Source organism: Natrinema sp. H-ect4, from assembly GCF_041894845.1.
Lineage (GTDB): Archaea > Halobacteriota > Halobacteria > Halobacteriales > Natrialbaceae > Natrinema.
Genome location: NZ_JBHDYC010000015.1, coordinates 63,610 through 89,990, shown reverse-complemented (window position 1 = coordinate 89,990; position 26,381 = coordinate 63,610). Strand labels below are relative to the sequence as shown.

At 64.8% G+C, this 26,381-nt stretch carries 31 protein-coding genes and 2 pseudogenes; 12 read left to right on the top strand and 21 right to left on the bottom strand.

Features of this window, described 5'->3' with window-relative positions; translation table 11 throughout:
- Positions 1-74 precede the first annotated feature (74 nt).
- From ACEWFR_RS18075 to ACEWFR_RS18040, 8 genes are all read right to left on the bottom strand, one after another.
- Positions 75-1,067 carry a hypothetical protein gene (locus tag ACEWFR_RS18075; RefSeq protein ID WP_374062364.1) on the bottom strand — a complete coding sequence of 331 codons (993 nt, stop codon included), beginning with the start codon at positions 1,065-1,067 and terminating at the stop codon, positions 75-77.
- Complete coding sequence (locus ACEWFR_RS18070) at positions 1,064-2,119, bottom strand: hypothetical protein (protein WP_374062363.1); 1,056 nt, start codon at positions 2,117-2,119, stop codon at positions 1,064-1,066. Before ACEWFR_RS18070 ends, ACEWFR_RS18075 begins: the two co-directional genes overlap by 4 nt.
- Positions 2,116-2,601 (bottom strand): hypothetical protein, encoded by a 486-nt coding sequence (locus tag ACEWFR_RS18065; protein ID WP_374062362.1) that lies wholly within the window; start codon positions 2,599-2,601, stop codon positions 2,116-2,118. Before ACEWFR_RS18065 ends, ACEWFR_RS18070 begins: the two co-directional genes overlap by 4 nt.
- Positions 2,579-3,475: a hypothetical protein gene (locus ACEWFR_RS18060; RefSeq protein ID WP_374062361.1), complete on the bottom strand. Its 897-nt coding sequence runs from the start codon at positions 3,473-3,475 to the stop codon at positions 2,579-2,581. The genes ACEWFR_RS18065 and ACEWFR_RS18060 overlap by 23 nt, the downstream gene beginning before the upstream one ends.
- A gap of 96 nt (positions 3,476-3,571) precedes the next feature.
- On the bottom strand, positions 3,572-5,287 hold the full coding sequence (locus ACEWFR_RS18055; RefSeq protein ID WP_374062360.1) for a secretion system protein: 1,716 nt from the start codon (positions 5,285-5,287) through the stop codon (positions 3,572-3,574).
- A gap of 7 nt (positions 5,288-5,294) precedes the next feature.
- The gene (locus ACEWFR_RS18050) at positions 5,295-7,328 is read right to left on the bottom strand and encodes an ATPase, T2SS/T4P/T4SS family (RefSeq protein WP_374062359.1); all 2,034 of its coding nucleotides are present in this window, start codon (positions 7,326-7,328) and stop codon (positions 5,295-5,297) included.
- Between the two features lie 25 nt (positions 7,329-7,353).
- Positions 7,354-7,824: a hypothetical protein gene (locus tag ACEWFR_RS18045; RefSeq protein ID WP_374062358.1), complete on the bottom strand. Its 471-nt coding sequence runs from the start codon at positions 7,822-7,824 to the stop codon at positions 7,354-7,356.
- On the bottom strand, positions 7,821-8,630 hold the full coding sequence (locus tag ACEWFR_RS18040; RefSeq protein ID WP_374062357.1) for a hypothetical protein: 810 nt from the start codon (positions 8,628-8,630) through the stop codon (positions 7,821-7,823). The genes ACEWFR_RS18045 and ACEWFR_RS18040 overlap by 4 nt, the downstream gene beginning before the upstream one ends.
- A gap of 196 nt (positions 8,631-8,826) precedes the next feature.
- Between ACEWFR_RS18040 and ACEWFR_RS18035 the strand changes: the two genes are divergently transcribed.
- Positions 8,827-9,102, top strand: coding sequence for a hypothetical protein (locus ACEWFR_RS18035; protein WP_374062356.1), 276 nt, complete (start codon positions 8,827-8,829; stop codon positions 9,100-9,102).
- An 11-nt stretch (positions 9,103-9,113) separates the two neighbouring features.
- Here the strand turns inward: ACEWFR_RS18035 and ACEWFR_RS18030 are convergent, their stop codons facing one another.
- Positions 9,114-10,040: a DMT family transporter gene (locus ACEWFR_RS18030; protein WP_374062355.1), complete on the bottom strand. Its 927-nt coding sequence runs from the start codon at positions 10,038-10,040 to the stop codon at positions 9,114-9,116.
- Positions 10,041-10,219: 179 nt separating this feature from the next.
- A complete protein-coding gene (locus tag ACEWFR_RS18025) occupies positions 10,220-10,585 on the bottom strand; it encodes a hypothetical protein (RefSeq protein ID WP_374062354.1) in 366 nt (121 codons plus the stop codon).
- Between the two features lie 279 nt (positions 10,586-10,864).
- Here ACEWFR_RS18025 and ACEWFR_RS18020 point away from each other — a divergent pair, with 279 nt between their 5' ends.
- From ACEWFR_RS18020 to ACEWFR_RS18010, 3 genes are all read left to right on the top strand, one after another.
- Positions 10,865-11,518 carry a reverse transcriptase-like protein gene (locus tag ACEWFR_RS18020; RefSeq protein ID WP_098725778.1) on the top strand — a complete coding sequence of 218 codons (654 nt, stop codon included), beginning with the start codon at positions 10,865-10,867 and terminating at the stop codon, positions 11,516-11,518.
- Positions 11,519-11,626: 108 nt separating this feature from the next.
- Complete coding sequence (locus ACEWFR_RS18015; protein ID WP_374062353.1) at positions 11,627-12,085, top strand: DUF2240 family protein; 459 nt, start codon at positions 11,627-11,629, stop codon at positions 12,083-12,085.
- A gap of 23 nt (positions 12,086-12,108) precedes the next feature.
- The gene (locus tag ACEWFR_RS18010) at positions 12,109-12,501 is read left to right on the top strand and encodes a hypothetical protein (RefSeq protein WP_374062352.1); all 393 of its coding nucleotides are present in this window, start codon (positions 12,109-12,111) and stop codon (positions 12,499-12,501) included.
- Between the two features lie 526 nt (positions 12,502-13,027).
- Here ACEWFR_RS18010 and ACEWFR_RS18005 read toward each other — a convergent pair.
- The 5 genes and pseudogenes from ACEWFR_RS18005 to ACEWFR_RS17985 all read right to left on the bottom strand — a co-directional run bounded on the left by ACEWFR_RS18005 (position 13,028) and on the right by ACEWFR_RS17985 (position 16,908).
- On the bottom strand, positions 13,028-13,687 hold the full coding sequence (locus ACEWFR_RS18005; RefSeq protein ID WP_374062351.1) for an HAD family hydrolase: 660 nt from the start codon (positions 13,685-13,687) through the stop codon (positions 13,028-13,030).
- Between the two features lie 59 nt (positions 13,688-13,746).
- On the bottom strand, positions 13,747-15,078 hold the full coding sequence (locus ACEWFR_RS18000; protein ID WP_374062350.1) for a cation:proton antiporter: 1,332 nt from the start codon (positions 15,076-15,078) through the stop codon (positions 13,747-13,749).
- Positions 15,079-15,111: 33 nt separating this feature from the next.
- The gene (locus ACEWFR_RS17995) at positions 15,112-15,606 is read right to left on the bottom strand and encodes a cation:proton antiporter regulatory subunit (protein ID WP_374062349.1); all 495 of its coding nucleotides are present in this window, start codon (positions 15,604-15,606) and stop codon (positions 15,112-15,114) included.
- 172 nt (positions 15,607-15,778) lie between these two features.
- Positions 15,779-16,146, bottom strand: a pseudogene (locus tag ACEWFR_RS17990) (methylglyoxal synthase).
- Between the two features lie 60 nt (positions 16,147-16,206).
- Entirely contained in the window at positions 16,207-16,908 is a 702-nt protein-coding gene (locus ACEWFR_RS17985) for an SDR family NAD(P)-dependent oxidoreductase (protein ID WP_374062348.1), read from the bottom strand.
- 119 nt (positions 16,909-17,027) lie between these two features.
- Between ACEWFR_RS17985 and ACEWFR_RS17980 the strand changes: the two genes are divergently transcribed.
- The 4 genes and pseudogenes from ACEWFR_RS17980 to ACEWFR_RS17965 form a co-directional block, all read left to right on the top strand.
- Positions 17,028-17,828 (top strand): class I SAM-dependent methyltransferase, encoded by an 801-nt coding sequence (locus tag ACEWFR_RS17980; protein ID WP_374062347.1) that lies wholly within the window; start codon positions 17,028-17,030, stop codon positions 17,826-17,828.
- Positions 17,829-17,963: 135 nt separating this feature from the next.
- Complete coding sequence (locus tag ACEWFR_RS17975) at positions 17,964-19,055, top strand: AI-2E family transporter (protein WP_374062346.1); 1,092 nt, start codon at positions 17,964-17,966, stop codon at positions 19,053-19,055.
- A 100-nt stretch (positions 19,056-19,155) separates the two neighbouring features.
- Positions 19,156-19,437, top strand: coding sequence for a MarR family transcriptional regulator (locus tag ACEWFR_RS17970; RefSeq protein WP_374062345.1), 282 nt, complete (start codon positions 19,156-19,158; stop codon positions 19,435-19,437).
- Positions 19,438-19,532: 95 nt separating this feature from the next.
- Positions 19,533-19,670: pseudogene (locus tag ACEWFR_RS17965) on the top strand (ring-cleaving dioxygenase); the annotation flags it as partial.
- A 27-nt stretch (positions 19,671-19,697) separates the two neighbouring features.
- Here the strand turns inward: ACEWFR_RS17965 and ACEWFR_RS17960 are convergent.
- The gene (locus tag ACEWFR_RS17960) at positions 19,698-20,072 is read right to left on the bottom strand and encodes a winged helix-turn-helix transcriptional regulator (protein WP_374062344.1); all 375 of its coding nucleotides are present in this window, start codon (positions 20,070-20,072) and stop codon (positions 19,698-19,700) included.
- A gap of 193 nt (positions 20,073-20,265) precedes the next feature.
- Here ACEWFR_RS17960 and ACEWFR_RS17955 point away from each other — a divergent pair, with 193 nt between their 5' ends.
- A complete protein-coding gene (locus tag ACEWFR_RS17955) occupies positions 20,266-21,312 on the top strand; it encodes an NAD(P)/FAD-dependent oxidoreductase (protein WP_374062343.1) in 1,047 nt (348 codons plus the stop codon).
- 334 nt (positions 21,313-21,646) lie between these two features.
- Positions 21,647-22,066, top strand: coding sequence for a VOC family protein (locus ACEWFR_RS17950; protein ID WP_374062342.1), 420 nt, complete (start codon positions 21,647-21,649; stop codon positions 22,064-22,066).
- 66 nt (positions 22,067-22,132) lie between these two features.
- Here the strand turns inward: ACEWFR_RS17950 and ACEWFR_RS17945 are convergent, their stop codons facing one another.
- Positions 22,133-22,387 carry a hypothetical protein gene (locus ACEWFR_RS17945; protein ID WP_374062341.1) on the bottom strand — a complete coding sequence of 85 codons (255 nt, stop codon included), beginning with the start codon at positions 22,385-22,387 and terminating at the stop codon, positions 22,133-22,135.
- Positions 22,388-22,566: 179 nt separating this feature from the next.
- On the opposite strand from ACEWFR_RS17945, the gene pyrF reads away from it, so the two are divergent.
- On the top strand, positions 22,567-23,370 hold the full coding sequence (pyrF, locus tag ACEWFR_RS17940) for an orotidine-5'-phosphate decarboxylase (RefSeq protein WP_374062340.1): 804 nt from the start codon (positions 22,567-22,569) through the stop codon (positions 23,368-23,370).
- Between the two features lie 52 nt (positions 23,371-23,422).
- Here pyrF and ACEWFR_RS17935 read toward each other — a convergent pair whose 3' ends face one another.
- Together ACEWFR_RS17935 and ACEWFR_RS17930 are read right to left on the bottom strand one after the other, a co-directional pair.
- The gene (locus tag ACEWFR_RS17935; protein ID WP_374062339.1) at positions 23,423-23,680 is read right to left on the bottom strand and encodes a hypothetical protein; all 258 of its coding nucleotides are present in this window, start codon (positions 23,678-23,680) and stop codon (positions 23,423-23,425) included.
- A 31-nt stretch (positions 23,681-23,711) separates the two neighbouring features.
- A complete protein-coding gene (locus ACEWFR_RS17930; protein WP_374062382.1) occupies positions 23,712-23,891 on the bottom strand; it encodes a hypothetical protein in 180 nt (59 codons plus the stop codon).
- Between the two features lie 209 nt (positions 23,892-24,100).
- Between ACEWFR_RS17930 and ACEWFR_RS17925 the strand changes: the two genes are divergently transcribed.
- Positions 24,101-25,702 carry a GTPBP1 family GTP-binding protein gene (locus ACEWFR_RS17925; RefSeq protein ID WP_374062337.1) on the top strand — a complete coding sequence of 534 codons (1,602 nt, stop codon included), beginning with the start codon at positions 24,101-24,103 and terminating at the stop codon, positions 25,700-25,702.
- 57 nt (positions 25,703-25,759) lie between these two features.
- Here the strand turns inward: ACEWFR_RS17925 and ACEWFR_RS17920 are convergent, their stop codons facing one another.
- Both ACEWFR_RS17920 and ACEWFR_RS17915 read right to left on the bottom strand, forming a co-directional pair.
- Positions 25,760-26,089: a 2Fe-2S iron-sulfur cluster-binding protein gene (locus ACEWFR_RS17920; protein WP_374062336.1), complete on the bottom strand. Its 330-nt coding sequence runs from the start codon at positions 26,087-26,089 to the stop codon at positions 25,760-25,762.
- Positions 26,090-26,257: a hypothetical protein gene (locus ACEWFR_RS17915; protein WP_374062335.1), complete on the bottom strand. Its 168-nt coding sequence runs from the start codon at positions 26,255-26,257 to the stop codon at positions 26,090-26,092.
- Positions 26,258-26,381 lie beyond the last annotated feature (124 nt).

The window sequence follows — 26,381 nt, the reverse complement described above, 5'->3', positions numbered from 1 at the left end:
GACATTGTCCTCGAGCATCGTCAGCACAATATCCTGTACAGTCGGCGGATCCGGAAGTTCCCCTTCCTGATCGATCAGATCGCATCACAGAGATTCGTCCGATTAGAGAGGGTACTCGCCTCGCCGTCCGGGAGGAAGTCCGAGGTTTCGATGTCGCCCGCGCTCGAGGCGAGATCACCGGCCATACAGAGCGTCGGCAAAAGCATAGCCCGGTCCTTGTACGGGTCAGTGGTACCGAAGGTTTTCTCCTGAAGCCCGAAGACGGCATCGTTGACCATGACTTCAGTGTGCTCGTTGGGTGTGAGATTGTGGAAGGCGCGATCACCGCTGGCGAGGCGGTCGTAGTAGGCTTTCCCCCACGCGTACGGGTACATCCGAGCGGCGAAGTATCGCCCGAAGCCGTCGTACTGGCCGTCGCTTTCGAAAAAGCCCGTGTTAAGCTGTGATTGGAACTCGTCGGTCCGGTTTTTGAGCTGGTAGAGCGGCGTGCCGACAGTCACCGACAGCTCCCGTCGCTCGGTAACTGGCTGACCCTCCGTTTCGTCGACGGTGAGTTCGATGCCGTCGACCGCAACGGTGAGAACGCCCGATTCGCCTTTCTCGAGCGAAACGCGATCGATCGCCGCTTCGAGGTCGTCGCTGTCGCTCCAGTCGATCCGTTCGACGGAGGCCTCCGCGGTCGTCTCCCCATCGAATTGCTGGTGGGCGCTCGCGAACGACTCCGAGACCTCTCGGTAGATGAGGAGTTTGAGATACTGGTCGAAGACGGCCTCGTCGTCGTCCATTGCGGCGCTGACGGGAGCATCTGCTCCGTCGGTCGACGTGACGGGGGCACCGGCGGCGTCTTCGGTCGCGCGGACGACCGCCTGCCGCAGTTCGGCGATCGCAACCGACTCGGCGCGATCCATGGCGAGCGCCTGATCGGTGTCGACATCCGGGGTTTCTCTAGACTCCAGCACGCCGACAATCGCGATGCTACTGACCAGTAGCAATACGGCGATCAGGGCGAACGGAATCCGGGCTCGGTCGTCGTCTGCGATCGAAACTGTGTGTGGTCTGCGTGTCATACGTACCAGGTTTGAATCGTAATCGTGACCTCGTCAGTCGAGACTTCGTCGGCGAGCAACGCCGCGATCTCCTCGTCGCGTCGCTCGCCGTCGTACTGCTCATCGATCGCCGCGATTTCGTCTGCCAGCGCCGTTTGCAGGTCCTCCCCGAGCCAGTGTCCCAGCCCGTTCCGGCCGAACGTGTCCGCGTCCGCGATCCCGCGAACCACCTGCGCGTTCGCTTCGACCGCGTCCGCCTCCTCGCGCTTGAGCGGGCCGTGGTGAGCCGGAGCCGTCGTCCCCGTGAACTCGTACTCGAGCGATTTCACCAGCCGCTCGTACTGTGAAACGGTGAGTTCGTGGGAGAGCCCCTGACTCTCGAGGGATCGTTGGGTTGCCGCGGGCGGGAAGTAGCCGTCGACGATCGCGTTCCCGATGACCATTCCGGCCGCTTCGAACGACGCGTTCTCCGGGCTCTCGACGAAGTCGGTTCGATCGCCAAGGTAGTCGTTCCAGTACGTATCGGCGTTCAGATACGCGGATTCGATCTCGTCCGAATCGACGGCAGGAATCCCGCTCGAGGCCGTCAGCGTGACGCTCGAGACATCCTCGTTCGGCGGCGGTCGTTCGCCGGCTGTCGCCGTGCCGTTGATCGCCGCGTCGTCGTAGGGTTCCCACTCGGCGGTGACGTAGAAATGGCGGTTCGACCCGATGAGGGCGCTTTCGACGGACGCACCGACGGCCGTTTCGAACTCGTCGCCTGTAGAGCGAATTCGAGTGCCGTCGACATGGACGTTCGCGACGGCCGCGTCCGCGAGGAGTCCGGTGGCCGAGCCGTACTCGGTTCGGTGGTACACTCCCTCCCGATCTGCGATCGGCTCGGCGTCTTCGAGGCTGTACTGAACGCTGATGGTCGATTCGCCGAGAAGTTCGGCCGTCCGGTCGGCTCGATTCTCGTCGAACTTGTCGTCCGAGTTGTGCAGGTGGATCCCGATCAGCAGGACGCTGGCGCTAATGAACAGGAGGGCCATCGCGACGTCCATGACCGTACTCACGGCGCGGTCGGCGCTCATCCGTTCCACACCCCAACGAGTAGCGTTCCACCGCGGACCGCACCGGGTCTCGTGGCGACGGCGATGGGACGGGTGGCAACGCCGGCTTCGGCCGGCGGCCCCTCTAGCTCGCCGCTCTCGATCGGATCGCGATTCGGTTGCCCGTCAGTTCCGAACAACGCGTCGGCGACGACGGTCTCACGGCCGTCATCGATGACCGTCACCTGCACGTAGACGTTCCGTCCGTGAGGGAGCGATTCCGTCTCGATCAGAGTCTCGAGTTCGTCGTGATCAGAACTGCGAACGACGCCATCGGTCTCGATGTCCCCTTTGATCCGAGTCACTGCCGTCTCTTCGGTCGTCCGGTCGGTGGTTCCTGGAAGCGTATCCGTCAGATAGAGACCGTAGAGTCCGATACCGACGATGAGCGCCGAGACGGCGACGAGCGCGGCGAGCGGCTCGGTCTGCCCGCGCTGTCCGTTAGACGGTGACGAGCGTGACATAGTACGACTCCGATTCGCGATTTCGGTTCACGTATCCGTGGGTCTCGACGGTTTCGTCCGAGACGTCGATTGTTTCTCCCCCGGACTCACAGATGGGTACCATCTCACTGCCGCGGTCTGCTCGGATAGTCTCCTCACAGAGTTCGGTGTTTTCGGCGGTAATATTGACGTGGATTGGGAATTCTAACCAGCTGTTCTTCTGGAAATCGTACGGTCCAGCGGGCGCGGTTTCTCTCGAGGGAGTCGCTTCGACGGTTTTCTCGATGTACGCGTCCTGTTCCTCACTTTGGATGTCAAAGGTCAGCTTCGTGTCAGTGTTTGCCTCGTACGCGAACGTGACGTCGTGGGTCGAGTGCCCCGCAGAGATCGCTTCGACAGACGCGCGTATCGTCGGAACTGGCGTCGTACTGACCGTTCGGACCCGTAACTGGTCGTCCGCGGTCCGCCATTCACCGGAGTTGTCCGCGTAGGCGTCTTCGACGTCCTCGAGAAATACCTCGAGCGCGTTCGTCTCCGTCTCATCGAGTTCCGCTTCATACTCCGCTTCGAAGGGGCGTCCTTCGGAGAGGTTCTCGAGGCGTTCGTGCCCCATCACGGGGACGACGTGGCCGTAGCTGAGACTCGCGCGGGAAGTACCGTGCTCGTTTCGCATCGCGATCGTTCGGCCATCGAACTTGATCTCGGTCGCGTCGTGATCGTACGTGGCACTCGCGTCGTACGAGCTCCCTGCGGTTCGCTCGATGGTGTTTACGGCTCGGTTCGTGTCCGGGGGTGGTCCGGTCGGTAGCCCGAGTGCGATACCGGCGACGGCGGCGCTGATAATCGAGACCGCCAGCCAGACGTACCACGCGTCGGCCGGGGCTTCCAGATCCATGCTGCTGGTGGCCGCGTATTCGTATTTAAATCTGAGTCCGAATCGAAACGAGGCCGGATCGAGAGCCGCGACGCGACGAGCGCGGGACCGAACTGATCAGAGCAAGACGCCGATGACGGCGACGGTCAGGACGTAGAGGATCATCGCCGAGACGAGCGTACGACCGACGTGATACCCGACGAGGGCCCGGTCGAGACCGTGACGAAGTCCGATCGAGAGCGGGGTAATGATGAAACAGAGCGCGATCAGGTAGAGACCGACGACGACCGCGAGCGATTCCGCGGGGAATGCAGCGGCTTCCACCTCTCCCGAAGCGATGATATCCTCGCTCGACATCATGGCGGCCATGCCGACGGTCGCGCCGGCGACGAGCGGAGCGAAATACGCCGCCGTGTTGTCGAGCGTCCCGGTAACCTGCTCGAGGTTTCGTTTCGTCTCGGCTTCGACGGCCTCGAGTTCCTCCAGATGGTCGGCCATGGAGACGATTGCTCGGCCGGCGGGTTTCCCCTCTTCCGAGGCGATCGCGAGCAACGCGGCGGTCCCTCGAGTCCGGGGACTCGGAACGTTTCGAAGGGCACCGTACCGACCGAGAAATGCCTCTCGAACGCCCGTATGGAGCCGCCGCTGAATCCCGGCGGCGTCTTCGAAGACGGCACCGGTCTCTGCGGGGACGCGGTCGCCAGCGAGTTCGACCGCCGACTCCACGGACTCGCCTTCGGCGACCTGCCGGCCGACGATGTAGAGCGCGTCGGTCAGGTGGGCTTCAACGTCGCGGACGTACTGCCGAACCGCGAGGACGGGACGATACGTTGCGACCAATGCGACGCCGACGCCGAGGCCGATTGCCGCGACCGGTGCGAGGTGGCCGGGGCCGATCGTAGCAATCGTTACGTACCCACAAACGCCAGCGAGGATTCCCCATAGCAGCCGCAATCGGAGTCGATCGGGAACATCCGGATGCCTGTGGTTGATCGCGGGGGGCGGAAACGCGACCGGTCGACGGACGAGCAGCCAGAGGCTCGCCGCGATCAGGGTTCCGGGGAGAACAACGTTGTACAGCAGCACGAACAGCCAGATGTTGACGGAATAGCCGACCATTGGCACCGTCGGAACGAGCGAGACGAGCGCGAGCGGAAGCATGATCCCGAAGGCGAACAGCCCGGTCGCCGGTGCGCGGATCGCCGACGTAAAATCCGCCATCTGGCTGCGAGTACCGTTGAGAACGGCCGAGAGCGATCGATCGAGCGTCCGGACACGTTCGGCATCGGGTGCGTCCTGGGCGGCAACGAGCAGATGCGAGGACCGCCGAAGCGCCGGGAACCACTCGGCCCATTCCTCGGCGAATGAGAGCAGACCCGTCCCGGACGTTCCAATCGATCGATCGATGTGGCCGGAGAGACTCGTGGACAACGGGCCGGAGCCGGTCTCGGCCGCAAACCGAACCGCGCTCTCCAGCGCCGGCTGTACCTGCATGCGCAACACCGCCCGTCCGACGAGGTTCGGCGTCTCGCCGAGCGCCTCGGTTCTGCGGAACGCCGCCTGCAAGTGCGGCATCGAATGGACGCTGTGAATCGCCGCGAGCGGGAACACGAGCACGAAAAACAGGACGAACGAAATCGGAGCCGACGTCAGCAACAACGGCAGCGGCATGACGGCGGCGACGATACCGGCTCCGTATCCCGCTCGGACGATCGTCTCGCCATCATAGCGAGAGTCGGTAAACGACAGCGACTCCGCGAGGGCATCACTGACGGCGACATCGGCCGGGTACAGTGCGGCGAGCGACTGAACGAGAAACGGTACCAACGGCATCTCGAGATCACCCGCCGCCCCAATCGGTAGCCGGTGGCTCACCGCCCTTATTGGGAGCTGGTGGCTCGTCGGTCCGATCGGTGTGAGCCGTCTCGTCGCTCCGAGAGAGATCTCCTCTCTCGTCTCCGCGACCGGTGTACGCTGTCGCGACCGCCTGTGGGCTCGTTCGGCCGTCGTTCACGAGCGTCGACAGGAGTTCGGTTCGCGAGGAAATCGCCCGCCGAACGGCAGCGTAGTCCTCGGTCGGCCCGGCGAGTCGGTTCACGATCCGACTCTCGCCACGATCGATCCGCCCCGTCGCGACGGCGCGGTCGCCCTCGAGTTCGTACAGCGGTTCGAATCGGATGTCATCGCCGTTCTCGATGACTTCCTCGACTCTGGCGAGTCGTCGATTTCGTCCATCGGGGGCCCGATAGGCCTGAACGGTGACGACGACGTCCGTTGCGCCGAACGACGACGGTTCGACGCCGAGGTCAGAAACGACCCGCTCGTAGACATCGTCGGCACCGTCGCCGTGTATCGTTCCCACCACTGCGTTGGCGTTCGCACCGACCCGCATGGCCTCATAAAGGACCTGTGCTTCCTCACCGCGGATTTCGCCGACAACGAGGGCTCCGTCGCCGAGCCGAAGCGCAGTCCTGAGCGCTTCCGCAGCCGATATTTCGGGACCGTCGCCGGTTCCGGTTCGAAGCGCCTGCACGTCGCGGCCGACCGACTGCAACGCCGCTACCGGGAGTTCGGGCGTATCTTCGATCAGGACCGTTCTCGTTTCGGGGGCGAGTTCGTACAGGAGCGTTCCCAGCAGCGTCGTCTTCCCCGATCCCCGGGTACCAGCGATGAGGGTCGCGGCGTTACGTTCGACAGCAACCGAGAGAAACGCCGCGACCGCTGCAGGGACGGTTCCGTTCGCGACGAGCGCCGGGAGTGTGAACTCGTCGGCGGGCTGCTCCCGGAAGGCGAAGGCGATTCCGTCCGCGACCGGATCGGTGACACCGGCGACCCGGATCCCGGTGCCATCCCCGAGCGAGGCCGTCGCGTCGACCGTCGGACTCGCCCGGGAGAACGCCCGCCCGCTGGTGCGGCGAACCCGCGAGGCGAGTGCTCGTGCACCATTTGGCGTGAGCTGGACGTTCGTCGGCATCGACTCTCCGTCGACGACGACGCGAATCGGGTTCGCTGCCACCGGTGACGTGACGTACACGTCGGTGACGCGCGGATCGGCGAACAGGTCCTCGAGAATCCCGTACCCGCTCGTGTGTTTCGTCAGAATATCCGTCAAGAGCCGGTCGGCCGGCCCGCCGCTGGCGTACTCGATCGCTCGAGAGGGCGCGCGGTCGCCCTCGACGACTCCCTCGGCGATCGCCTCGTATCCCTCGAGGAGCCGTCGCCGATCGGTGTCGGAGAGGGCCGTATCGACCACGTCGAGAGCATAGCGCGGAACGTCGCCAGATCGGCCGTAGATCCGCGCTTCGCTACCCGTCCGTAACGACTGGAGGTCTCTGAGATGCGCGCCGTCGTCGATCGTTCGGTCGATGAAGTACTGGCCAATAGTGAGCCCGACGGTGGCGGGCAGGACCGTCTCGTTGCGCTCGAGACCGGTCGCCGCCGCGATCAGCCCCGATTCGACGCCGATATCGGCGATCGGTCCGGCTCTCGTTCGGACCTCCGAAGCGACGGCGATCGGGTCCCGCGCAGCGGCCGCGGCCAGCCGCTCGTCGCGCTCGCCAAGAAGCGAGATGAACCGCCCGGCAGACTCGAGGAGGTCGACGCCGCGGTCGGCGTACCGGCGTTCGAGGCCGTTCGATCTGACGATAATCCGTGTGGCCGCTCGCTCGGCCAGCGCTTCGATCGCCGTTCGACGGCAGGCGGTCGCGTTCTCGAGGTCGCCATCGCAGTCGGTCGCGTCGAGAACGAGCGTCTCGTCGTCGAACGATGCGGTGCAGCCACACGACGAGGCAGTGTCGGTTCGATTTCCGAACACGCCGCCGAGGCCCAGGTCGTCGATGACCGATCGAAGGCGCGTGGTCCCGTGCGGAGACATACCGATGGTGGCAGCGGCATCCAATTTAAACTCGAGCACGGGTGGCGACGACGATCGGCGTTCGGTTCTCGTCAGTTCGGAGCGACAATACGAGTTGTACCTCACCAGCTCCGTCGAGTTCGACCGATTCGTTGCCATGTGGATCGTTCCAGACTACCGGTTCGTCGATCACTCCGGTCCGCGTCGTTCCGTCCGCGAGAACGTACCGAACGGAGCTATACCGTCCGGTTTCCGCCACAGTGATCTCGAAATGAGTGACGGCTTCGGTCGTGAGCGAGCCTCGAGGCAATCGCACGTCGACGACTCGCCTGGGGTTCGGATGGTCGTCGGGAGAGATCTCTTCCGTTTCTACGAGGGACGTCGCCGCATCGTCGATCGCCGTAATGCTTGTTTCGACCTGCCGTTGCGTGTTCAGCGATGCACCCCGCTCGATCGCCGGGATGGCGAGGACGATGAGGGCAATCGCGAGCAAAACGGCAACGACGATCCGGATCACGGGAGCTTCGACCGAAGTGACTCAAAGATGCCGCTTCCGGGTTCGTCGTCCTCGGTCGACGCCGATTCCTCGGTCGAGCGGTCGCCGTTCGCCGGGTCCGCGAGCCGACAATCGAGCGCGTCCTGCGTGGCTTGCCTTCCGCTCCAGGTGCTATCGGCGCTCGTTGCCGTCGAGTCCGCTCGATCGTCGGAACCGGGCCCGTCCTGTCGGTTCGGGCTCTCGCCTTCGCCGGTCGGTGCTGCGACGATTTCCGTGGCAGTCTGCTCGACGGAGAGCGAGCCATCGGTTTGCTCGTTCGCAGTGATTGGCGGTAGTGCCCCGCGACCGTCTCCACCGGTGGCCGAGTCGGGTGCCGCGGCCGTCTTCCCTCGGATCCCCGATCCGTCGCTATCGGACGGTTCCCCTCCGCCATCTGGTGTCTCAGTTCCACGTTCGAGCGCGACGCCCTCTCGGTCGTTGGGGGCAGCCCTCACACCGTCGGAATCGCCGGTATCGCGAGAGCCAAGGACGCGCTCGAGTTCGTCGAGACGGTACTCGAGCCGATCGACAGCTGCGACGGCCCCGTTAGCCCGCTTCTCGACGGTCTCGTTAACGGATTCGACGGAGCCGACGAGTCCGTCGAATGCGTCGATTCGTCCCTCGAGATCGGCGATCCGTCGCTCGTGTGCGTCGACCCGTTCGGTGAGAGCCGCGAGATCCTCGGTGAGGGACGCAGCGTCGCCGACGGCAGCCAGTTCGAGGTCGCCGTCGACGACCGCGCGTTCGACGGTCGACAGCCGCCGTTCGATGCGTTCGATATCGCTCATGGCGAGCGTTGCCGTCCCTTCCCATTTAAACACTGATCCGAATCGGGTTCGGATCGGTTGCCTAATTGCGGCTATCACTATCGTTTCGATCGGTAAACCGCTCGTTCACTGCGGACGATTCCGGTGAATCAGTCGCGATTGTTCGAAACGGTCGGACCGATATTTGCGTCGTCGCCGAGAATACACACCTCCCCCAATGGCGAGCCCACCCTCTGCCACCGACCGTCGATCCGCCGACTCGAGCCCGCCGAGCGAACGTCGTGACGATGAGGATGGCATGCTCGAGCGAGCGACACCGGGGCTCGCCACCCCGATCCGCGCCGCGGGATTCTGGGCGGCGATCGCAATGCCGATTCTGTACGTCCCCGTGCTCGCGACCGGGTTGTCGTCCTCGTTCGACGGCGTTCTGTTTCTCGGACTGATCGTCGGCAACCTCCTCGCGCTGTACGTCGGCCACGCCCATCGCCAGTAGCGGCGCGTGGACTACTCGCTCGAGCCTCGCGATCGAACGTGGCCGAACTCCCGTCGGATCGCCCGTCGTTTGACGAGGCAGAAGCTGACCGCGATGAGCCCGAATCCGATCAGCGTCGCGGTATCGACCACTTCGCCGAGATAGAGCCAGCCGACCACCGCGGTGACGATCGGTGCGACGTACGAGACCATGTTGATCTCGACGGCCCCCAGTCGCTCGAGCAGGTCGAAGTAGACGAGAAAGCCGATCGCGCTCGCGCCGAGCGATAGGTAGGCCAGCGCACCGATTGCCTCGGGGTGGGTCCACGCGGTCGGCTCGAGCGGCTCGCCGATCGCGACGCTGACGAGGTGTAACACGAGCGCGCCGCCGAGCATCGACCAGGCTTCCATCGTCTCGATCGGCAGCGAGGTATCGAAACGGCGGGTGAGGACGCTGCCGAGCGCGAACGCCGCCGCAGCACAGAAAACGAGCCCCTTCGCCACGATGCCGGTCGCGAGTAGGTTCGACGGATCCGGCCGAACGATGACCGCGACGCCGGCGAGGCCGACGACGACGCCGACGATGCCGACCGGGGAGAGGGCGTCTGCGGGGACGAGCGCTCGAGCGAACCCGGTGCTCAGAACCGGCGAGAGACTCACCAGGATAGCGGCGGCCGCCGCCGTGGTGTGCTGCTGGCCGACGAACAGGAAGGCGTGGTAGGCCGCGATCAGGAGCACGGCGCCGACGGCGACCTGCCGCCACTCGGCCCCGGTACGAGGCCGCCATCGATCGACGGCGACCGCGGCGTAGCCGAGCATCACGATACCGGCGATGTCGTAGCGCAACGCGGCGAACAGGATCGGCGGGATATATGAAAGCCCCGCACTGATCGCGACGAACGCCGCGCCCCACAGCGTTGCGAGCATCAGAAAGAGACCGAGATTTCGATACCGGGACACGGTGATCGTCTCGGGAGAAATCGCCTATGCGTTTCGGTTCGAAACGCCGAGAGCGGGCAGCCATTGAGCCGTCTCCGTCGTGGTCGAAAGAACCGAGATCCGTCGCTGCCGGATCGCAGCCTCGGCCAGCCGTGTTACAGCGGGCCAGTCGTGTTACAGCGGCTCAGAATATGCGCCCCTCAGAGCGGCGGCCGTTCGCGAATCTCGGGTTCGTCCTCGGTCTGCCGGAACTGCTCGAGGAGGGGTTTGACGTCCTCGAATCCCGTTGCCAGCACGATGTCGCCGCTTCGCAGGTCGTATTCGATGATGTCGTAATCCTCGAGTCGCGGCAAGTGATTGTGGACTAACGAGACGTACACTCGCTGTCTGCGCTCCTTGTCGACCGCGTCGGCGTGGACGTCGAGTTTCCAAGCCGCGACCTGCGCGACGAGATCCTCGAGGTTCGCAGTTCGGTCGTCCGCTAACTGGTAGAGAAGGTACCGTCGTTCGGATTCCGCGAGGAGAGAGCACGCCGCTTCCATCCGACTGGCGTTCGTCTGGTTCATACTTCGACCAAGTACCAAGTGGTATTACACCTACCGCCAACACAGATAGGGTCCGGACCGATCGGTCGAAACCGGGATCCCCCGCTGATCGGTAGTTCGACTGTCTCAGCCTCAAAATACTCGAAATAGTCACTTTTAACTGATGTTCACATGTAGTTAGTTTTTCCCGAGGGGGGGGGGCGTACCCATATAGCGTCGAACGGGTGACTCCCATGTGAAACAGTGCCATCTGTTACCACGGGCGGTATCGTTAAGTGTCCAAATAACCTACGCGTTTCTATGGCCGCTCACGGCCGGCCCGCACTGCGGGACTTGTTCGACGAGTCGCCCACGCCCCACATCGCCCACCCCCCGCGGACCCACCATCGTGATTTCTACGTCGCAACCGACGGGTCCTTCCGAGACTCCGGTGGCGGGCTGGGTGCCGTTATCGAAACGCGCGACGGCACGCGCGTCGCACGCGTCGCGACCGCGGATACGCCGCCGGACAACAACGTCGCCGAGTATCGGGCGTTGCATCTCGGACTTGACGTCCTCGCTGCAAGAGCGCCGCGAGACGCCGCCGTCGGCGTCCTCATCGATCACGACGCGCTCGCCAGCAACGTCAACAACGCCATCCTTGCGACCCGCCATCCCGACGGGAAATCGCCCCGTCCGGTCACCGTCCCGACCGCGACGCAGTATCACTGGCGCGGCATCCGGGCCCGACTCAACGGGTTCGACGAGGTCCGGGCCGCCCGTATCGACAGCGATCAGAACCCCGCACACCCCCTCGCGAACACGCCGGAACGGTACTATCACGTCAATCGGGAACCCGACCGCTGCGTCCTGCCCGAAACGCCGGAGGCAACCGCCACCGAGTTCCCGCCGCCGTCCCGAGCCGACCGCAACGGCGGCAGTGGTGGCAGCGGCGGCGGTCGCGCCTCGGACTGATCGCGGGCCGACGTGCAGTGGCGCGCGCTGTCCGCCGACCGTGATTTCGGAGACGAGCGCCGCCCGGAACCGCCATCGTTTTCTCACCGCTCGAGCAAGTCGTCTCCGATGAGCCTTCGCGTCGCGGTCGCCGCTCCGTTCATCCAGCACGGCGCGCGTCGCCTCAAGGAAAACGAGGTCGTCGTCGCCCTCTCGCTCGATCGGGACTGGTTCTCCCCCGATCAGGCCAAACGGTTGATCGACATTGCTACACAAGAAGGGCTCCTCGAGCGCGGTGACGACGGCCTCGAGATCACGTTCAACCCGTCGGAGGTGACGGTGCCGGAGGAGTTCGTCCCCGACGAGGACCTCCTGCGGGAACGCTCTGCGTTCGAACGCGTGCTCGATTCGCTGGTCGCCGAAGGGATGGAGAAACACGAGGCCGTCGGCGCGATCAATACGCTACAGCAGGAACTCGGCCTGACCATCGAGGCCGCCGCGGTCGTCTACGCCCGCCGTCAGGGGATCGACGTCGGTGACCTCGCCCCGATCGCCCGGGAGGCCGTGCTCGACACCGAAGACGGTTAATCCCGCCACCCCGACCGACCGGTATGGTCGAAAACCGGATCACCGACGGCCGCCGGATCGCCGAACTCCTCTCGAGCGAAATCGACGGCCGCGAGGACGGCGAACTCGCACACTTCGCCGTGACCAACGCCGATCGAGACGTCGAACCGACGGCCGACGGCGCTCGCGCCTACGACGTCACTCGCCACGACGAGCGGATCGCTCGCGTGTTCATTCACGAAGACAGGGCGCACCTCGAACTCGAGGCCGGGCAGGACGTCGCGGCTGAGGCGGCAGCCGACGTGGATCTTCGGGTGCGGCCGAAGGCGACGCAGCCGCCGAGAACGCTCGTGTTCGTCGAGAGCGGCGCCGAGGTTAAGCGAGCCACGGACGTGTTACAGGCAGTGAGCCGGCGGCTCGAGGAACCCGACGCGTAGAACGAATACCGCTAAATTGGGTGTACCACAAGCGGTGGCGCGCGCTGTCGCCCGACCGAGTGCGAGCGAGGGCGGCCGACACCATTGCACGAGGGATGAGCGAACGCAGTGAGTGAATCGGCCGGGGAGGGCGTGGCGATTCCGTGTGGCCACGATAGCAGGACACGTTGTCATACCCCATTCTATCAGAATACACGGTTCCATACACCTACCGGCGCATTGGTTGGTGAGAGTATAGTTGGTAAGACAACCGTCTGATAGTTCTATAACGACTTCACCTGGCAACTAGGAGGGCCGCACCCTCCCCAGCCGATTCGCTCGTTCGCTCTGCTCACTCGCTCATCCCTCGCGCAGCGTCGTGCCGCGGTTCATTGGCATTCACCGCGGCCCAGCGCGCGCCACCGCACGCCGGTCGACCAGTCTCGAGTGATACGCCCTTCTCCTGTACTGAACGATTCCGGGGAGAGCGCAATAGCTCACCGAAAGAAAACGTCCGTCGGGCTGAAAAGGTATCACAGGGGCCGTTTCACTCGAGCGTCGCAACGAGTTCCGGAATCGTCGCTGCGATCTCCCGCTGGTCGACGTGTGTGATCGCGCGCGAATCGGGCTCGGGACCGTCCTCGAGCAGCACCTGAATCGCTCGCATCCCCGCCTCAGTCGCGCCCCGAATATCGGCCTCGACCTCGTCGCCAATGTAGACCGCGTCGGCCGGGTCGACGCCGAGTTCGCCGGTGATCGCCTCGAACGCGCGCGGATCGGGCTTCCCGGCCTCGAGTTCGCCCGTCACGAGCGCGGCGTCGAAGGCATCCTCCCAGCCCAGCGTCTCGAGTTTGTCCCGCTGGGCGCGGACGGGGCCGTTGGTGAGCAGGCCGACCCGGTACTCGCCGCGCAGGTCCGCGAGCATGGCTTCGACCCCGGGGAGCGCCTCGAGGTCGTCGGCGATCGTCTCGCGGTAGGCCGTCGCGACCGCGGCCGGGTCGGCGTCGCTCTCGCTGTCCGCGAGCAGGTCGGCGAAGATTGGCTCGCGCGTCTCGGTGGTGAGGTTCCGGCGGTGGGCCGCGAGATACGCGTCACGAGTGAGCGACGGCGCACCGGTTGCGGTCGTGGCATCCTCGAGAATCGTCGCTCGATCCCGCTGGGGAACGGCGAGCGTGTAATCGAGATCGAAGACGACCGCCTGTGGCATAGGTGTGAAAGGGGACTCGAACGGGTTGAAGCTATCCCTTCGGAGACGGCATCACGCTCTCACTCCTGTACCGGTTCGGTAGCGCCGGAGCGCCGCCGCTCGAGCGCCGAGACGACGACGGGTTCGATCCGGCTCGAGTACTGCATGAGCGACGTGCCGAGGATGCTCATGACGAGGACGTAGCCGACGGTGAAGGCGTAGATCGTCTGTGCCGTTTCAGCGGCGATACCGCTGCCGGCCCCTGAGAGCGCGAGGCTTGCGATGATCAGGGAGAACTCGCCGCGGGTGGCCATCCCGAAGCCCACCCGGAGCGAGCGACGGTCGTCGAGACCGTAGATCCGGCCGCCCAGAAAACCGCTGACGAGTTTCGTCGGCGTCGTCACGACGACGGCGGCGACGATCATCCCGAGAATCGAGAGCGTGAACAGTCCCGGATCGGTGACGAGGCCGATCCAGAAGAAGAAGATCGCCGCGAAGGCGTCCCGGAGCGGCTCGAGCAGTCGCTCGAGGTCGTGGACGTGGTCGGTCGACGAGAAAGTCATGCCGACGAAGAACGCGGCAACGGCCTCGCTAACGCCCAGCGCGAGCGCGATTCCGGCGACGAGGATCGTGACGCCGAGCGCCCGGACGACGATGAACTCGTTGGTATCGGCGTCCAGAAAGCGCTGGAAGAAGCCGGTCCCGAAGGTGACGAGTGCGAGCAAGGCGAGGATGACGCCGATCGCGATGCCGATCTGGCCGGCGGCCGCTCCGACATCGCCGCCGCCCAGGACCAGCGCGGACGCGATCGTCAGGTAGACCGCGATGAACAGGTCCTCGTAGACGAGCGTCCCGAGCAGCGGTTCCGCCTCGTCGTTGGCAATCCAGCCCAGATCGATCAGCGACTTCGTGATGATCGCGCTCGAGGAGATGTAGACGATCCCGGCGGTGAGAAAGGCCGCGAGGAAACTCCCGAAGACGAGGTAGCCAAAGACCAGCCCGGTCCCAAAGTTGATCGCGAGATCGACGCTCCCCGCCTTGCCGATCCGGTCCCTGCTCGCGAGCAGTCGGTCCAGATTGAACTCGAGGCCCAGAAAGAACAACAGGAGGACGATCCCGATCTCGGCCCCGACGACGATGAAGTCCGTCTCACCGAGCGCGAGTCCGCCCAGCGCTGCCAGGAGGTCCATCCCGCCGATCGTCACCTCGGGAACGGTGACAGTGACACCGCCGATGCCGACATCGGTCCCGGCGAGCGCGGGGAGTTCACCCAGCACGTTCGATCCCAGCACCATCCCGATGATGATATAGAACGGGATCACCGACTGATCGATCCAACTCGAGAGAATGCCGGCGAACGCGACCGCGGTAAAAAGGATCCCGACGTCGACGAGCGCCGTTTCAGTCGCCACTACCGATCACCCCCGCGGCGGTACTCGTCCCGTTCACTCCTCGAACCCTGCTCCAAGCAGTTTCTCGAACTGGGCGCAGTCCTCGCGGTCGCCGATGACGACCAGCGTATCGCCGACCTCGAGGATCGTCTCCGGCGTCGGCGGCGAGATCAACGTCTCACCGCGCTGGATGGCGACGATCGAGACACCCGTCCGCTCGCGGATGTTCGCCTCGGCGAGACTCTGGCCGGCGACTTCGGCTTCCTCGGCGACGCCGTACCACTCGAGGTACGTATCATCGGAGAGCATCGTCTCCACCTGTTCGGCTTGCACCGGCTGGAAGTACGCCCCCTCCAGGATCGTGCCGATCTTCCGGGCGAGCCGGTCAGATGCTTCGAACATCTTCTCGCTGTCTGCATCCCCGTCCGCCTTCAGATAGACCTCTCGTTTCCCCGTATTGTGCGTCACGATGACGAGTCGCTCCCCGTTCTCGAGTTCGACCTCGAACTTCTTCCCGACGCCGGGGAGGTCGCTCTCGTAGACAGTCATACCAGTATGTACGAAGCCGACGCATTAAATAGCGTGTCCTCGCGGAGATGCGAGATCGGTGCTCCCTCCGCAGTGATCGCTCCTCGGAGCCGACGACGAACTACTCTGCGAGCACTCGAGAAACCTACTCCGCGAGCACCCGAGAAACCTACTCCGCGAGCACCCGATGAAACTACTCTGCGAGCCCCTCGATGAGGAACGCTGTGGAGGCGAGGTTCGTCGCGAGCGCCGTGTCGCGAACGTCACAGATCCGCAACAGCGCCGAGATATCGGGCTCGTGTGGCTGGGCTCCAGCGGATCCCGGAGGAGGACGATCCCGTCGAGTTTCCCCGCCGCGACCTCCGAACCGATCATCAGGTCCCCGCCGAGCGGTCCTGACTCCGTGCGTTCGACCTCGAGGTCGGTCTCGTCTACGAGCCGCTGCCCGGTGGTTCCGGTCGCGATCAGCTCGTCGGTTCGCAGTTGTTCCTCGTGCGCTCGAGCGAATTCGAGGAGGTCCGGCTTCTTCGCGTCGTGGGCGATCAGTGCAATCCGAGTCATACCCGGTCCGTCCACCCCGCGGAAAATAAGCGCTCGCTCGCGGAGGCCTTCGATTTCGGGTCAGAACTCCTCGACGTGGGGCCGAACGTCGAGCTCGAGCGTCCACGCCGACCGATCCTGCGTCACGAGGTGCCAGTAGGAGTCGGCGATGGCGTCCGGATCGAGGTATTCGTCCTCGTCGCGGTCGGGCTGTAATTCCCGAACCTCCGGGGTTTCGATCTGGCCGTCGATCACGACGTGGGCGACGTGGATCCCCGCGGGACCGAGCTCCCTTGCCATGGATTCCGCCATCCCGCGGACGGCGAACTTGGCCGCGCTGAATCCGAGCGCGCCGCCGCGGCCGCGAACCGCCGAGGTCGCACCGGTGAAAATGATCGTCCCGCCGTCCGCAGCGAGCATGTCGTCGACGGCCTCCTGCGAGCACAGCAGGGAGCCGTACGCCGACGTCCGCCACGCCCGTTCGAACTGGTCCGGTGAAATCTCCTGCAGTCCCGTCCACGAACCGCCGCTGGCGTGATTGACGAGGATATCGACGGAGCCGAACGCGTCGCGGACCTCCCGAAAGCCCGCCTCAACTGCGTCGGGATCCGTGACGTCCGTCGGAACGCCGAGCGCGTCGTCGCCGAGGTCGTCCGCGAGTTCCTCGAGGTAGTCTGCCGAACGGGCGAACAGCCCGACCTGACAGCCCTCGTCGACGAATTTTCGGGCGATCGATGCGCCGAGGCCGGGACCGACGCCGGCGATGACGGCCGTTTGCGTCATAGCGATAGCACGAGCGCGCGCCACAAAACAGTGGTCGTGGATCGGTTCGGAAGTCGCAGCGATCGACAGACGGCTCGAGGCGGCTATCGACTTTTGGCACTGGCGACCGACCGCCAACTATGGACGATCCCACCGAGCCCGACGATCGATCGGCGAGACACGTCTGGTCGGCCGGTCGGTATCCCGCGATGGCACCGAACATGCTGCCCGCCATCGCGCGACTGGTCAACACCGCGGGGATCGATCCGGGCAACCGCGTCCTCGACGTCGGCTGCGGGACCGGCAACGCTGCGTTGACAGCCCGTCGAGCGGGCGCGAACGTCGTCGGCCTCGATCTCGCTCACGGAATGCTCGAGTTGGCCCGTGACAACGCCTCGCTCGCCGCCGAAGCCGATATCGGCTGGCTCACCGGCGACGCCGAGGCCCTGCCCGTCCCGGACGACGCGTTCGACGTGGTCCTCTCGAACTTCGGTCACGTCTTCGCGCCGGACTCGACCCGCGCCGGCGCGGAACTCCGACGCGTGACGAAACCCGGCGGTCGAGTCTGTTTCACCGCGTGGTCGCCCAACGGCGTCGTCGGGGACCTCACGGAAGTCTTGACCGACCACGTCGCCGAAGCGCCGAGCGATCCGTGGTCGCACCTGCAGTGGGGCGAGCCTGCTTTCGTCCGCGACCAGTTTGCCGACGTCACCGACTGCTCGTTCCAGCGCCGACTGCTCGAGTTCCGATACGCCACGCCACATCACTTCTGGCGGGAGTTCGCCGAGGAGTCCGGCCCGCTTTCGCCCGTCCTCCGGCGCATGAACGACGACGACGCGCGCGCCGCGCTCCGCCGGGACGCGGTCGCCGCGCTCGAGGACTGGTTCGGTGACAACGCGATCCGCGTCGAGTACCTTCAGGTACGAGCCGTGATCGAGTAACACCGTCAGCGCGATCGCTCGCCGTCGGCGAGCGCCGAGACTCGCACGAAGTTCCTCGAGCTGACGGTCACGCATCGAGTACCGTTTCACTTTCCGGAACGGGCGTTTTTGGCGCTCACTCCTGTGGCAGTGACCATGGGCGTGTTCGACAGTTGGGACGGCAAGCGCGTCGCCTGGGTCGTGCTCGGAGCAGTCCTCGCGGCGCTGATCGGCCTCGCTCTCTTCAGGTACATCGGTCCGTTCCTCTTCGCGATCTTCCTGTACTACGCGACGCGGCCGCTCTACCGACAGCTCGATCGAGTCATCGACCATCCGAACGTGACCACGACGGCCACGATCCTATTCGTTATCCTGCCGATGATCGCCGTCGTCGCCTACGCGGCCGTCGTCGGGCTCAGGGAACTCGATCAGCTCCTCGCCGCGAGCGACCTCGAGGCCTACCGGTCGACCCTCGAACCGTATCTGCAGCCGATTCGTCAGGGAAACGTCGGCGAGCTTCGAGACGCGATCGGGAGCGGAGGCGGTGGCTCGTTCGCGGGCGCGCTTCGACAGGGCGTCCCAGGAGCCGTCGGTCGACTGCTGTCGGTCGCCGGCGAGGTGTTTTCGGTCCTCGCCCGGTTCTTTCTCATGCTCACGATTCTCTTCTACCTCCTGCGGGACGACGGGAAACTGCGTCGGTGGTTCTACGAGAGTATCGACCACGACGACGACATCGTCTCGTACACCCAGGCGGTCGACGACGACCTCGAGACGGTCTTCCTCAGCAATCTAGCGGTTATCCTGGTGGCAGCCACCGCCGCCGCCGTCACGTACTACGGGCTCAATTTCGTCGCCTCGGGCGGGACCGTCGTCGGGACGCCGGTGTTGCTCTCCCTGCTCATCGGGATCGGGACGCTGATCCCGGCCGTCGGGATGAAAATCGTCTACGTCCCCTACGGGTTGGTTCTCCTCGGCGTCGCGCTGACGACCCCGAAGCCGCTCTGGCATCCGATCGCGTTCTTCGCGCTCACGTTCGTCGTCGTCGACACCATCCCCGACTTCTTCGCGCGGTCGTTCCTCTCCGCGCGCAGCGGCGTCCACATGGGTCTCGTCCTCCTCGGCTACTTCCTCGGCACGCTCGCGTTCGGCTGGTGGGGGCTGTTCCTCGGTCCGATCGTCGTCGTCCTCGCGGTCCACTTCGGGGAGACGGTCTTCCCCGGACTCGCGAGCGATTTCCTCCGGGAGTGACGCTGCCGATGACTCAGCGAGGGCTCCGATACGACCGCTGGTTCAACGATGCGGATTGCAAGACATCATTAAAGACGGTTCGCGGCGAGAGGGACAATACATGAGTGACCAGGTCGTTCTCACCGCGGAAACCGCCCCGGACGCCGTCGACGAGACCCCGCCGAGTGCCAAACTCGTGCTGACGGTCCTCGCACACGAGGGAAGCCTCACCCAGTCTCGACTCGCCGAGGAGACGATGCTCCCCGCTCGAACGGTCCGTTACGCGTTACAGCAACTCGAGGAACACGACCTTGTCGACTCGCAGATATCGTTCGCGGACGCCAGACAGCACGTGTATTCTCTCAATGACGATCTGTTCCCGAAGGCGGACGCCCGAGACTAGCGTTCGTGAGACCCGAGGGCAGCCTCGACGAGCGCCCCGTTCGTTCCCGGGTGTATTGACACTGACTCGCATACGTCCGCGTATGCCCGAAGACATTCGCCACGAAGGAGTCGGGATACACCGTCGACGAGGGCCTCCAGGAACTCGGCGAGCGCCTCGTTTTCCCCGAGTGGCTGGAGGACCGACGCGACGAGATCGAGGCCGGCCTGCCGGAACTCCAGCCGGAGGAGTAACGGCTCGATCCCGTTCTCACGACCGGCTCACGCGACCGAACTATCCTCGTCGGATGCTGCCACGAGGTGTTCGCTCCCCCAGTCTCGCATCTCCACGATGACCGGCTCGAGCGATTCGCCGAGTTCGGTCAACGAGTACTCGACGCGGACGGGCTTTTCACTGACGATCTCGCGGGTCACGAGCCGCTTCTCCTCGAGGTCGTCCAGTGCGTCCGAAAGGACCTTGCTCGAGATGCCGTCGACCTCCTCCTCGAGCGCGTTGAACCCGAGCGGTCCGTTCTCGAGCAGTCGATGGATGATGACGGTGTGCCACTTTTTCCCGATCAGCGTTGCCGTGGAGGTGATCGGACACCAGTCCTCGCCCGAACACCAGACTTCGACTCCCCGTGTCGACTCATCCATAGTCGGCAGTGAGGGCCCGCCGCACCATATAGTTACATCTTGTAACCTACTTACATTCAGTTACCCCTGAGTGAACAGCCGAATGGCGCTCTCGCTACCGAACCGCCGTCACCGGGAGGCGCTTACCATCTCGTAACCGAGTAACGCCATCGTTAGCTGACGTTTATGGGTGAGGGAGCGTTACCGGGTTACTATGAGTAACTCCAAAGGAACGACTCCCGAGTCGAGTACGGACGATGACCGGTACGCCGTCGCCGTCGTCGGTGGCGGCCCGGCGGGGCTGACGACCGCACTGTACGCCGCGCGTCTCGGTCACAAGACCGTCGTCTTCGACCGCGGCGGCGGCCGCGCCGCGATGATGCAGGACACGCACAACGTCATCGGGACCCCCGAATCGGTGTCGGGGGCCGACTTCCTCTCTACGGCCGTCGACCAGCTCCGGTCGTACGGCGCCGACTACCGACGGGAGTTCGTGACGGGGATCGAACGAGTCGACGACTCGTTCGCGCTCGAGACGACCGACGGCTCGGCCGTCGCGGAGCGAGTCGTCCTCGCGACTGGCTTTACCGACGAGCGACCTGAGCCGCCGCTGCCCCGAACCGGGCGCGGGCTCCACTACTGTCTACACTGTGACGCGTACATGTTCGTCGGCGAGTCGGTTTACGTGATGGGCCACAGCGAGAGCGCGGCGCACGTCGCGATGATCATGCTCAACTTCACCGACGATGTTGATCTGTTGCTCCGCGGTGACGAGCCGACCTGGAGCGATGAGACGGCGACGCTGCTCGAGGGACACCCCGTCGATATCGTCCACGAGGACGTTACCGGTGTCCGAAACGGCGACGACGGCTGGCTCGAGGCACTGGAATTCGCCGACGAAACGGTGCGGGAGTACAGAGGTGGCTTCGCGATGTACGGCAGCGAGTACAACAACGGCCTCGCAGCGTCGCTCGGTGCGGATCTGAACGACGACGGCACGGTCGCGGTCGACGACCACGGCCGAACCTCGGTCGACGGCCTCTCTGCCGTCGGCGACCTGACTCCCGGCCACAACCAGATCCCCGTCGCGATGGGACAGGGGGCGAAGGCGGGGCTCGCGATTCACAAGGGGCTCCGCACGTTCCCAAAGTCCCTCGCCGAACTCGAGGCGGAGGGCCCCGTCTCGACGAGCGACGCGCCGACGATGGCCGCCGGTCCGGGAACGGAGACGAGCGAGCAGGCCTCGACCGGGGACGATTGACGGAGCCGCGTCGGCGATGCGGTTCGCGTCTCGAATCCGGCATCGGCTGCGTTCGACCGGTAGACATCATTGGACGGTCGTTCGGGAGAAACGTTGTCCTCGGAGATATCTCGGAAGCTATCGTAGTCACTGAAGGTCAATGCGTACCTGATCGCACGACTGCGTTGCGATCAGCGTGTAAATCGTTTCAGTGGCTACTATAGGATTCGGCTCGGCGACCCGGTCGGAACTCCCATGAATTGATTCGCATCCACCGCACGGTCCCGGCAGACCGCCGGACGTGACCGACCGCACAGACGGAAGCGTTTTTCGCTCGCGCTCACACGCCCTACACATGACAGCGCTCAGCGCACATCACGTCGGGATCACCGTCGCCAACCTCGAGGAGACGCTCGCGTTCTACCGCGACGTGCTCGATCTGCCGGTCGCCGACCGATTCAGCGTCGGCGGCGAGGCGTTCTCCGACGCCGTCGGCGTCGAGGGTGCGAGCGCGGAGTTCGCACATCTCGAGGCGGACGGTGCCCGGATCGAACTCGTCGAATACGAGCCCGAAGCGAGGGGGTCCCCGACGGCGGGGCTCAATCAACCGGGCGCTTCCCACGTCGGTCTCTCGGTCGACGACCTCGAGTCCTTCGCCGAAGCGCTCCCCGAGGACGTACCGACGCTCAGCGAGCCCCGAACGACCGAGAGCGGCACCACGATCATGTTTCTGCGAGATCCTGAAGGGAACCTGATCGAAGTGCTCGAGGCGTAACGAGTCGGAACCAGAATCGACGTTCGAACACGGCGCGAGAGGGTATCCGAGGTCGGTAGCGCCCCTTCAGGCCAGCGTCGATCGGACCTGTTCGACTTCCATGTCACATCCCGAGCAGATGCGTTTCTCGGTGGCGATATAGACGTCACCACATCGCGAGCAGTGAAAGAGATTTCCGAACGAACTCGAGACGTGATCCGCGTCCCCGTGTTCACTGTGTGGAGACTCGTCGTCCGCCGTCCCCGTCTCGTTCGTCAGCGTCGATCGGACCCGTTCGCGAAGCTGCCGCGAAAACGACATCGCGTTCTGTTGAATTCCCATACAGTGGCAAACGATTATAGGAACGAAGTAGCTGATGTCTAAAGTATTTGGAACGGTTCGGTGTAGCGTGGCACGCCACTGCTCGTCCGCTGTCGGGCCGATGGCACCAATACCGATCCCCTACCGGCCGTTGAACAGCGGATAGCAACCTTTTCGACTGTCGCGTGACCACTCTCGATATGAACTTCTTCGACCGCTTGCACGACCGCATCCGAACGGTCGACAGCGTCGTCTCGGTCGGCCTCGATCCCGACCAATCGCGCATTCCCGATCACCTGCACGAACACGACCTCCCCAGGTGGGCGTTCAACCGGCGCATCATCGACGCGACCCACGAGCACGCCGCGGTCTTCAAGCCGAACGCGGCCTTCTACGAGGACCCCGACGGCTGGCGCGCCCTCGAGGAGACCGTCGCCTACGCCCACGGGAAGGGCGTTCCCGTCCTGCTCGACGCCAAGCGCGCCGATATCGGGAACACGACGCGGCAGTACGCACGGCTGCTCGAAACCGTCGACGCGATCACCGTCAACCCCTACATGGGACGCGATTCGTTGCAGCCGTTCCTGGCGAACGAGGAGGCCGGCGTCTTCGTTCTCTGTCGGACCTCGAACCCGGGCGGCGCGGATCTACAGGACCTCGAACTCGAGACCGGCGAGTCCGTCTACGAGCGAGTGGCCGCGCTGGCGGATCTCTGGAACGAAAACGACAACGTCGGGCTCGTCGTCGGCGCGACCCAGCCCGAGGAACTCGAGGACCTCCGCGAGCAGGTGCCGGATCTCCCCTTCCTCGTCCCCGGAATCGGGGCACAGGGCGGCGACGCCGAAGCGGCGATCGAGTACGGGCTGGCCGACGGCGTCGGACTGGTCAACTCCTCGCGCGGAATCATTTTCGCCGGCGAGGATCGTGGTGAAGAGTTCGCTACTGCCAGCGGGCAAGCCGCGAAGCGACTCAAAAAGCGGCTCAATCAGTACCGAGACGAGTAGCAGTCCGTCGATATCGAGACGAGTAATAGTTCGTCGCCTGCTCGCTGGCGTTCTACCGGTGGTCCGAATCGGCATCGACTACCCGCCCCGCGATCCGACCGTCGACCACTCGAGCGACGACTTCCACCGTGACTGGCTCCGCCGGCGGCCGCTCCTCGAGTCCGTCCAACCCCTCGACGACGGCGATGTCCATCGGACTCGAGTCGTTCGGGTGGTCGGCGACGAGGGTTCCGTCGTGCTCCTCGAGTCGGAGCCGATACGTCTCGCCGACGCCGAGTGACTCGCCGAGCAGGTCGCGTATCGAGGTCACGAGATTGCTGTCTTCGGTTTCGTCGGTCGGGTCAGAGCTGGTTGATCTCTACGTCGTCGTTCCCGGGGCCCGGCTGTGCCTGCGAGGCGCAGTCGGCACACAACCCCATGCTGTCCTCGTAGTGAATCGCACACACGAGCGTCCCGCAGTTGGAACACCGCTCCTGGGCCGGACGTGATTCACAGATCTGACAGAGACCACTGACGCTCATGACTCGAGGGACGGACTCGAGGGGCTTGAAAGCGGCCCCGGCACGTTCGGCTCGGGCGCGCGGCCACGCGACGATATCGGACACTGCAGGGCGCTTTCGCGGCGCTCGAGTCCCTACCGGCGTAGTTTTCTTCGGTTCAGGAGTTGTACCATGTCAAACATTGTCAATACACGGGAAGGCTTTTGCCATGTGCCCCGCTACCAGGGGGTATGAGCCGTGACCGGGCTCTCCTCGAGCGAGCCCTGGACCGTGGCGAACAGGACGGTGGCAACGTCGAGTTCAAGGAACGACTGTCACGAGACGTCCACCTCGAGGGTGGACGACGGGAGAGCCTGGCCGCGCAACTCCGACACCGACTCCTTTCGGGCGACGGCGAGGCGACGTACGTCGTCGGCGTTACCGACGACGGCGGCCTCGCCGGGATCGATCCCGACACCTTCTCCGAGACGATGGACGTCCTCTCCCTGCTGGCCGAGGAGGCCGACGCACACATCGAAGACGTGCAGACCTGGGGGATTAACGAGGGTATCGTCGGCGTCGCTCAGGTTCAGGAGGGCGGCGTCCTCGAGACGGACGACGAACACGTCGTCGTCGGGACGGCGGGCCACGTCGATCACGGAAAGAGTACCCTGGTAGGCTCGCTCGTAACGGGCAAACCCGACGATGGGGACGGTGCGACGCGCGCATTCCTCGACGTACAGCCCCACGAGGTCGAACGCGGCCTTTCGGCCGATCTCTCCTACGCCGTCTACGGCTTCGACGACGACGGACCCGTTCGAGTGCGGAATCCGAACCGAAAGGCCGACCGCGCCGAAGTCGTCCAAGAGGCCGATCGACTCGTCTCCTTCGTCGACACCGTCGGCCACGAGCCGTGGCTTCGGACGACGATCCGCGGCCTCGTCGGGCAGAAACTCGACTACGGCCTGCTGGTCGTCGATGCCGACGACGGGCCGACCCGGACGACCCGCGAACATCTCGGCGTCCTGCTCGCCACGGACCTCCCGACGATCGTCGCGATCACGAAAACCGACACCGTCGACGAGGAGCGCATCGAGGAAGTCGAACGCGAGGTCGAGCGACTCCTCCGGGAGGTCGACAAATCGCCGCTACGGGTCGCCCGCCACGGCATCGACGCCGCCGTCGAGGAGGTTAGCGAGCGCGTCGTTCCCATCGTCGAAACCAGTGCGATCACGATGGACGGCCTCGAGACGCTGGACGAACTGTTCGATCGGCTCCCGAAAACGTCCCAGGACACCGGCGAGTTCCGGATGTACGTCGACCGAAGCTACTCGGTGACTGGCGTCGGTGCGGTCGCCTCGGGGACGGTCATGGCCGGCGAGGTCGAGGCCGGCGACGAACTCCTGCTCGGCCCGATGGCCGACGGCCGGTTCCAGGAGGTCGAGGTTCGCTCGATCGAGATGCACTATCACCGGGTCGACAAGGCCCAGGCCGGCCGGATCGTCGGGATCGCACTCAAGGGAATCACGGAGAGCGCGGTCGAGCGCGGCATGGTCCTCCTGCCCCGCGACGCTGATCCGGACCCCGTCCGGGAGTTCGAGGCCGAAGTCATGGTGCTCAATCACCCCACCCGAATCGGCGAGGGGTACGAACCGGTCGTCCACCTCGAGACGATCGGCGAGGCCGCGGCCTTCTACCCCGAAAACGGCCGACTCCTGCCGGGTGATACGGGCGAGACCACCGTCCGGTTCAAGTTCCGCCCGTACCTCGTCGAGGAGGGCCAGAAGTTCGTCTTCCGCGAGGGCCGCAGCAAGGGCGTGGGGACGGTAACCGACGTCCATCCCGCTGACTGACAGTCACTGCACACCCGATCACACGAGAGGAGCGCGGTTCGAAGCGATTGTTCCGAATTACAGAGCGTCGAGTCCGAGCAGGTCGTCCTGTTCCCGCTCTCCGACCCGGATCTCGCTGTCCGCTCGCGGGTACGAACAACACAGCAACACGTAGCCGTCGTCCGCCTGTTCGGGGGTGAGCGCCGTCCACTCGCGCCCGTCGAGGTCACCCTCGAGTAACTCGCCCGCACAGGAGGTACACATCCCGTTTCGACAGGAGTGGGGTAGCTCGAGGCCGGCACGCTCGGCCGCGTCGAGGACGTACTCGTCCGAGCCGACCGCGACGGTCTCCGAGCCGACCGCGACGGTCTCCGTCCCGTCCTCGAGGTGGAACGTGATCTCGTACATCTATATCCGCTGGCGGAGCTTGTACAGTTCCAGCGCTTCCAGACGGGGGTCGCCGGTGCCGACCTCGTCGTGCTCGAGGCTGGCACCGCTAATGCTCTCGTTGAACGAGGTGCTGACGCCCTCCTCCTCGAACGTCGAGTCCATGATGTAGGCGACGTTACCGCGCACCGTCTCGAAGCTCTGGCCGAGTTCGTCGGCGGCGTCCTCGATCGCGTCGATTACCCCGTCCTCCGAGGCGGTGAACTCCGCACCGCGGGACAGTTCCTGCAGTACTCCGACGCGGCGGTCGACC